The sequence below is a fragment of the Mucilaginibacter sp. genome (assembly GCF_036383575.1).
GTDB lineage: Bacteria > Bacteroidota > Bacteroidia > Sphingobacteriales > Sphingobacteriaceae > Mucilaginibacter.
Genome location: NZ_DASVOB010000414.1, coordinates 1 through 7,406, shown reverse-complemented (window position 1 = coordinate 7,406; position 7,406 = coordinate 1). Strand labels below are relative to the sequence as shown.

Sequence of the window (7,406 nt, the reverse complement as noted above, 5' to 3'; positions counted from 1 at the left end):
TCAGACGTGCCGTAATGCGTATACATTTCGGCCATAACGGTAGTGGGACCGGCTATGGTGGCCTGCCTGTCGCCGTAATAGTTGATCTCTATTTTGTAGGTGCCTTTGATGGCTTTCTTCAATAAAAACTGTTCAGGGCCAAAACCCTGTGTCATATCGTGCGAAATACGTCCGCCTGCCGCAGTACGGTTGTGGCAATAAAAGCATTTTTCGTTGCTTGGGTCGGTTACCCAAAGGTCAATATCAGTATTGTTCATATTCCAGTCCATCACAATGCGGATATCAACAGGCAAAGATTTGATCAGCTTTTTGTCGATAGCGGAGAGATTGAGTTTACTTTTATTTAAGGCGATGATCCTGTTTATTTCAGGGAGGAAAATCTCCTGAATACCCCGGTACAAGCCATCGGCATCAGCGGTGTAGCTTTTGGTCATGGCGGTATAAAGCACATCAAGCGCTTTTTGATGTTCGCCGGCATCGTCAAGGGCCAGACCATAATCACGATAGCTTTGCGGATCAAGCGGGCGCAGTTCGGTTACTTTTTTAAAGGCGAATACCTCGCCCTCAAAATCGCCAAGCTGTTTCAATTTGTAGCCCAGCATTTTGTATAGCTCATAGCTGCCCAGGTCAAGCTCGGCAAGGTTACTCAGGATCCGTTTACCCAGTTCCATGTTGCCTGTTTTTATAAAATAATCGGCCACATCAAAATAATAAACAGGGTTGCCGCTCAATGCAGTTCGTAACTCCAGGTATTTTTGATACTGTGCAGCCTTATCCGTTTTTTGGATGATCTTTAAATAATCGGCAGCGGCAGGGTTGTATGCAACGCTGATGGCCCCATTTTGATTTACCGGACTGGCAACAGAATCTACCTGAACATTACCGCTGTGGCCGTTCCGCGTATTGATGATCACAACGCCACCGGCTGCTCTTGCACCGTAAGTTGCCGTAGCACTGGCATCTTTCAAAACCTGTACCGAAGCAACATCGTTAGGGTTGATATTAGAGATACCGGAGGCCACCGCTCCGTCAACAACATATAAGGGTTCGGCAGCTCCAACGCTTGCATTACCCCGGATCCTCACCTCAGCATTTGAACCCGGTGAGCCGGAACTGGTTACCTGTACCCCTGCCACCCTGCCTGCAAGCTGTGTATTTACGCCGGGAGAGGAAGCAGCAACGTTCTGAACCTGGCTTACCGAACCGGTAAGGCTTTGTTTTCTTTGCACCCCATACCCTACCACAACAACCTCATTAAGCTGGTTTGCATTTTCCGGGGCTGCATTAGCCGAAGATCCTACCTGGTCTACTGCCCGCGAATTACCAAAAACAACCGGAGTATTAGCTTTGCCGGCGCGGCGCGGTGGTGCTGCCGGCGTACGCGTATTTTGTGTAACTGCAGCAGTATTTTTATTTGCCGACTTTGATTTTTCCTCCGTTTCAAGTTTTGTATCCCACCATTGTGCCAATTCTGTTTTCATGGTGTAAGCGGTGCTCAGGTTCTCGCGCAGCGGCTGATTAACCGGACCGCGTTGCTTCATGATGGCATCGTATTGGGCCTGCAATTCGGCAGGCGGTTCAATACCATATTGGATATAATCACTTACATTTTCCAATACAATGAGCGATGTATTGCGGGTAATAATGCCGAACCGTTTACCGAGTGATTCAATTTCCTGCCTGTTGGCATCGTAGTTAATATCCAGTTCGCTGATCTTTTTCTGCGCCCATAGTTTGGCTACATCTACATCCTCAACAGCGTTACTGGCTAAATCAAGCGTAACTTTTTTCTCCAGGCTAACCTTATCGCCATAGCCATATTGCAGCGTAATAGTTTGGTTGGGATCGCGGGTGATCCCGGCTATTGAAAATGAACTGCCAACTGCAACTGGCAATGAGGGATAAGTTTCTTCTACCGTAGCACCGGCCTTGATCCCCAGGAAATGCACGGAACGGATGGTTAGTTTGTTCAGCGCTTTATCGGCTTCTCCGCCGGTAAGGTCAATCAACTCCCCGTGGGTTTTAAGGGCGATGAGTTTGAGATTACTGTAATCGGCCGTTGGCGATGAATTGATACAGTAAACCGGCTTACCAGTCAGTTTTAAAGTCTTTTCGCCAAAAGTTTGATGACCGTCGCTCATCAGCAGGAACTCATCTGCCGGGTATTGAGCAAGGTTGATATTGCCCAAATTGGTAGCGCCATCGTAGGTAACATGCTCAAGCGCATTTTTCAGTTCGGCCCAGTCGCCGTTGCTGACAGCGTAATTTTTAGTACTGATCACTTTATTGCTGAATGTAGTGAGACTGATCTCCGCATTATTTACCTTTTTGAAATAGGCATCCAGCAGTGCCAGTTCTTTTTTGCTATCGCGATTGGTGCCACTTAGGGAAGCGTCCCACAACAAACCGATCCGACGAGGAAGCGGTTTATTTACCGGCTGCGATTGTAACGCGGTATTAATAAAATAATAGTACTTATTGCCCTGGGCCTGCAGCATTACCTCATTGGCTTCGGCTGGTTTTGGTATTAAAAATGACAGGGAATGATCGGGAATATAATCGCTTTTTTCGACAGATGCCGAATAAGTATGGTGATGGTTATCAAAATGCAGTACATCACTCCCCCCTTCGGCAACCGGAGCTTCAGCGTTTTGGATGACCGAGGCATTAAGCGAAAACTTTTCGACAGTATCTTTAATGTTAAGCGGCAGCGTAAATTTCAGGTTGCCTTTATCAACCGCGGGGATCTCTTCCTCATAACCTATAATTACCGTTCGGGTACTATTAGGGTTAATAGGATAAATACGTGTGCGGAAAGCATTGCCCTCCACCTTTTCAAGCAAACCCGGATCAACCCGGCGGCGTTCGATAGCCTCGAAGGTTACAGTCCCCTTGCCCCTGTCGACAGGTACAGCTTCGCGCATTTTGCCATTAATGTCCAGCGCATAACGGCTAACGCTTACACCATCCTTTAACGGAAATATCAGTGTCCCTTCTAAAATGCGCGAAGTGGAGTTAAAGAAGGTCATTTGCCAGGTGGTACGGCTGATATTACCGTAAATAGCAACATCAACCTTTAACTGTTGCAGCTTAACACCGTTATTGCTTTTACCATCAACCGTAAGCTGCGGGCTTTGTGCGGAAGCTGTTGTTATCTGTAATACAAGCAGTATAATTACTAAAAGGGGAAAGGAAATTATCTTTTTCATGGATGCTTATTTCCTGTAGGATGCAGGGATTTAAGCGTTTCCATAAAATGAATTAAAAAAACAGTAGACATAAATAAGAAGATCGTCATTGCTTCGTCGTTCCTCCTTATGTCCCATCAGGGTCTCTCGCAGATTTAAGTTAACCCACAAAATTGCTTTCGTTTAATCAGCAAGGCGTTTTGTTTTGCCCCTCTGGGGCAAAGGGTATTTCTGTTTTTTTATGCTACAAACCTTTTGCACCTCTGGTGCACCTGTCCTTAAGCATCTCAATTAATACCTGTTTATTAAACTATAAAAATCCCCCAGAGGGGGAAAAGGTTTGTAGAAATAACGTTCCCCCCTTACCTGAGCCCCAGGGGGGCTCAACTTACTCAATTGGCTATAATCAATTTGACTATCAATTTTGTGGGTTAACTTAAATCTGCGAGAGACCCTGAGGGAACATGACTCAATAACATGCTTGATAAAGGTCAATTTGTTTCTTACCATATATCAATCAGTTTAATTTAAGGGCGCGGTACCTTTACACCTTCATCTATATAAACTATATAAAAGCCATGGAGCAACTTGTGCTATCAATTAAATTTACAGCTACAGATCAAAATAAAGATCAGTTTAAACAGATCCTTATTGACCTGTTCGACACGATAAGTAACGAAACTAATTTTGTTAATGCCACCCTGCATGAGGAAATAGGCAAACCCGAAGAGTTTTTGGTTTATGAAACCTGGAATGATACTGTCGAACATTTTATAACGGTGCAAATGAAGCAGCCATATGCAATCGCCTTTGAACAAAAACTGGTTGACATGGACATTAAACGTGAGCCTGCTGCATATACAGCGTTCGCAATTTACGGGCAGGTTTAAAAGCTTAGGCCAATTAAAATCACCACTCGCATAAACAAAAAAGGATCTAAAACATCTCAAAGAATAGATGCTTTAGATCCTTAAATTTAAGAAAGAATATTATTATCCCTTTTTACCCTTTGCCTTATCGCTGTATGTTAATTCCATAGCAGGGTTTTGGCTGTAAGCCTCCCAAAGGGCATCAAGGTTTTTACCTGTTAAGGCTACCCATGATTGATCGGTATACTGATGGGCGCGTAATTGCACATCCAGATCGGCAATTAAACCCGGTTTAACATTTTTCTCGAGCCATACAAAGAAGCGGGCGGTTACACGGTAGCTATTGGTATAATGCTGTTTGCTGTTAAAGGCGGGTAGGTACCATTTTGAACCAACATTGTCGACCCCGTATTTATACCTTACATAATCGGCAATGCCTTCTGTTAACCAAACAGGCCCGGCACTGTAGCCATAACCCTGCACAAGGTGCATAGTTTCGTGGGTTACCACGTCGATATCGGTTGGGTGTGCTTTAAAGTATTTGGTGCTGAACAGGATGCGGTTACCGCTCGCTTCTGCAACACCACCATAAGCGGTATCAGTTACAAACACCACACTTTTGGTTGTTTTTTTATTGAAAGTTTTGATCAATACCGGAAAAATTTCAAAGTAGGTATCGATCAGGCTTTGCTGTACAGCAGGATCGATATGTTGGTTTTTGTTGATAAAAACCAGCTGAAAACCTTTTTTCCTGATGGTATCAGCCGAAACCCAGTTTTTTGACAGGGCGGCTTCCATAGCTTTCTCCAGTTTCTTTTCAGACAGGTCTTTAACTACGGCAGCACTGATCTCTAATTTGCCATCTTCGGCAGTAATTGCCGGGCTATCAGAAAAAGCAACCGATAAATATTTTTTTGTGTGATAGCTGTTTGCCCGGGCAAAGTCGGGGTAAATATTGTAGAAAGCTTTGGTAAGCTTCTCCTTTGATTTTGTATCTAAAGCGCTGCTATCTGCCGGCAGGTTTAAATGGTATTCTTTTAAGTCATTTTCCTTTTCCTGTGCAAAGCAGGCACCCGTGCTGCATAAAAGGGCGAGGAGTAATAGTTTTTTCCTGATCATTTTTTAAAGTATTGTATTAATAAGTAACACCCGGAAAATCTGTACGGGCTTTTTCAAGCTGTGGGATCCAGCTGTTTCCATGTTCATCTTTATCGCCGAAAGCCGTCAATGCAAGTTGTTTCAGGTCGGCACCGGCGGCACCGCTCCAAAAATGGATAAACTCGCCCATATTCAGATCTCTTGAATATTCGGGGAAGTTTTGTTTGCCGTTATTGAAAGTTTGCTTAGGGAAATATTTCGCCAACAAGGTAAAGAAATTGTTTAACGCCTTTGTTTTTCCATGCTGGGTATAGATAGGATAAAACCAATCCCTGAACCAATGGGTACCTGCACGCGGAAAATCATCGGTAGTGCTCAATTTCATATTGCTCCAGCGTACGGCATCATCATCCCGGCCAAGGCCCAGGTAAACATCGTACTGGTAAATTTCCATCCACTTGCTATCATGCCAGATAGCAAAAGCAGGTGAACCATGTACTCCTTTGGATGCACCTTCAACAATGTGACCGATTTCGTGGGTTGAGAGGTCGATATCATTGCCCACACCCGATGTCCAGGCGTTAGGGTCAGATGAGCCGCAATCCGTCACGTTATGATAATCATGGCTGGCATCCATATATGTTGAGGGATGCCCTCCCGAATATTTAGCAGCATGGAACACGGCATACAAGCGAGAATCGCTGCCGAAGCTTCCGTAAGTTTTTTTGGTGTAGTTCCAGGCTTGGGCCATATAGGTTTTAGGCCAGGTTACTGATGCTTTTACGTCGGCATCATAATACACTACAACACTCGTGTCGTAATATATGCGGTTAAGGGTTTGGTTGTGTTCAAACCAATGTTCTTTCCATGTGGCGGCAGGGGCACCGGGATCGATATTAACAGCGGTTTGTTTAACAGGTGCACTTGCTTTTTTGCTGCAGGCCATAGCTATTATGCCTACTGCGCAAATAAAATAACATATTGTTTTCATAGAGATGACATTTGAAAAAGCCCCGCGATCTACGGGGCTTTTTTGTGAAAGATCAACAGATACCCGGCATTTGCTAACACCGGAATTTACTGTATTACCAGCCCGGGTTTTGAACCATGTTGTTGTTCTTCAACACCTCGTCGTTAGGGATCGGGAACAGGTAATCACGTTTCTTAAATACCCTTGTTTCCAATAGCGTTTTATTATAAAATGTATTGTCGCTTTTGGTCATGTCCATTCCGTAGAACGGGCCGGCATCAGTAGTTTCGGCTATTTTCCAACGGCGTGTATCAAAGTAGCGCGCGTTTTCAAAAGCAAGCTCAACACGGCGTTCGGCACGGATAGCCAGGCGCATTGCATCCTGGTTTGCCGGTGCCGGTAAACCTGTGCTGCCATATGCAGGCACGCCTGCACGCTGACGGATCAGGTTAAGATATTTCAAAATATCCGCATCGCCAGGGGTCGACTCGTTAAGCGCTTCGGCATAATCCAGATAGATATTGGCAAGCCTTAACATGATAGCTCCCCTGGCACCATCACTCTTAGTAACGTCTTTACGTATAACGTAACCGGTTGGAGTAACATCCGATGTACTTTGTACACGGCCAGAGTTACCGTTGAAAGTAAAATCGGTGATAAGCGTTGAACCTGATACCTGGTTTAACCAATAACTACCGGTGTAGGTTACGCCTACGTAAAAACGCGGTTCGCGACCAACCCATGGATTAAAGGTGCTCCTTGCAGCAACATCAAATGGTGCTTTAAAGCTTGAAAAGCCACTTGAAACATAACCTGATGCAGCATCAGTAATAGGCAGACCATTAGCCATAGCATAAGCATCAACCATAGTTTGCGTTACGCCCAATGCACCACCACCCTGATTGGCCGAGCTTGGAGTAGCCGCGCCAACATGCTTTGGCGTACGGTCATACTGGGTATAACTACCACTGTTTGATCTCGCAAAGATCCACTCACTATTCCAATCGGTAATTACCACATCACGGCACGATTTATAGGCAGCTATAAAAGGATCAGCATCAGTTTCCTGGTAAAGATCATAAACGGTTGGCACAAACGTGGTGATGAATGTTTTGGCAGCAGTGGCAGCGGCAGTCCATTTGGTTATGTCAACCGTTTGGCTTATCAATTGTTTACCATCATGGTTTTTTAACGATGCCATATCGGTATTGCCATTGTAAAGCGGACTGGCTTTCAACAATAAAGCTTCAACTTTGTAAGCTTTACAGATACCGCTTGTAA

5 protein-coding genes are annotated in these 7,406 nt (G+C 44.8%); 1 reads left to right on the top strand and 4 read right to left on the bottom strand.

Annotated elements, in window-relative coordinates; genetic code table 11:
- The coding region (locus VF500_RS14505) for a VIT domain-containing protein (protein WP_330860350.1) at positions 1–3,209 on the bottom strand (3,209 nt) is incomplete at its 3' end.
- 557 nt (positions 3,210–3,766) lie between these two features.
- On the opposite strand from VF500_RS14505, the gene VF500_RS14500 reads away from it, so the two are divergent.
- Entirely contained in the window at positions 3,767–4,078 is a 312-nt protein-coding gene (locus VF500_RS14500; RefSeq protein WP_330860349.1) for a putative quinol monooxygenase, read from the top strand.
- Positions 4,079–4,180: 102 nt separating this feature from the next.
- Here VF500_RS14500 and VF500_RS14495 read toward each other — a convergent pair whose 3' ends face one another.
- The 3 genes from VF500_RS14495 to VF500_RS14485 form a co-directional block, all read right to left on the bottom strand.
- A complete protein-coding gene (locus VF500_RS14495; protein ID WP_330860348.1) occupies positions 4,181–5,176 on the bottom strand; it encodes a basic secretory protein-like protein in 996 nt (331 codons plus the stop codon).
- A 16-nt stretch (positions 5,177–5,192) separates the two neighbouring features.
- Positions 5,193–6,146: a hypothetical protein gene (locus VF500_RS14490; protein WP_330860347.1), complete on the bottom strand. Its 954-nt coding sequence runs from the start codon at positions 6,144–6,146 to the stop codon at positions 5,193–5,195.
- A 94-nt stretch (positions 6,147–6,240) separates the two neighbouring features.
- On the bottom strand, positions 6,241–7,406 hold a 1,166-nt coding region (locus tag VF500_RS14485; RefSeq protein ID WP_330860346.1), incomplete at its 5' end, for a RagB/SusD family nutrient uptake outer membrane protein.

Bases quoted from the DNA above. Each gene is read 5' to 3' on its own strand.
- VF500_RS14500 (WP_330860349.1), top strand. From the start codon at position 3,767: ATGGAGCAACTTGTGCTATCAATTAAATTTACAGCTACAGATCAAAAT.
- VF500_RS14495 (WP_330860348.1), bottom strand. From the start codon at position 5,176: ATGATCAGGAAAAAACTATTACTCCTCGCCCTTTTATGCAGCACGGGT.
- VF500_RS14490 (WP_330860347.1), bottom strand. From the start codon at position 6,146: ATGAAAACAATATGTTATTTTATTTGCGCAGTAGGCATAATAGCTATG.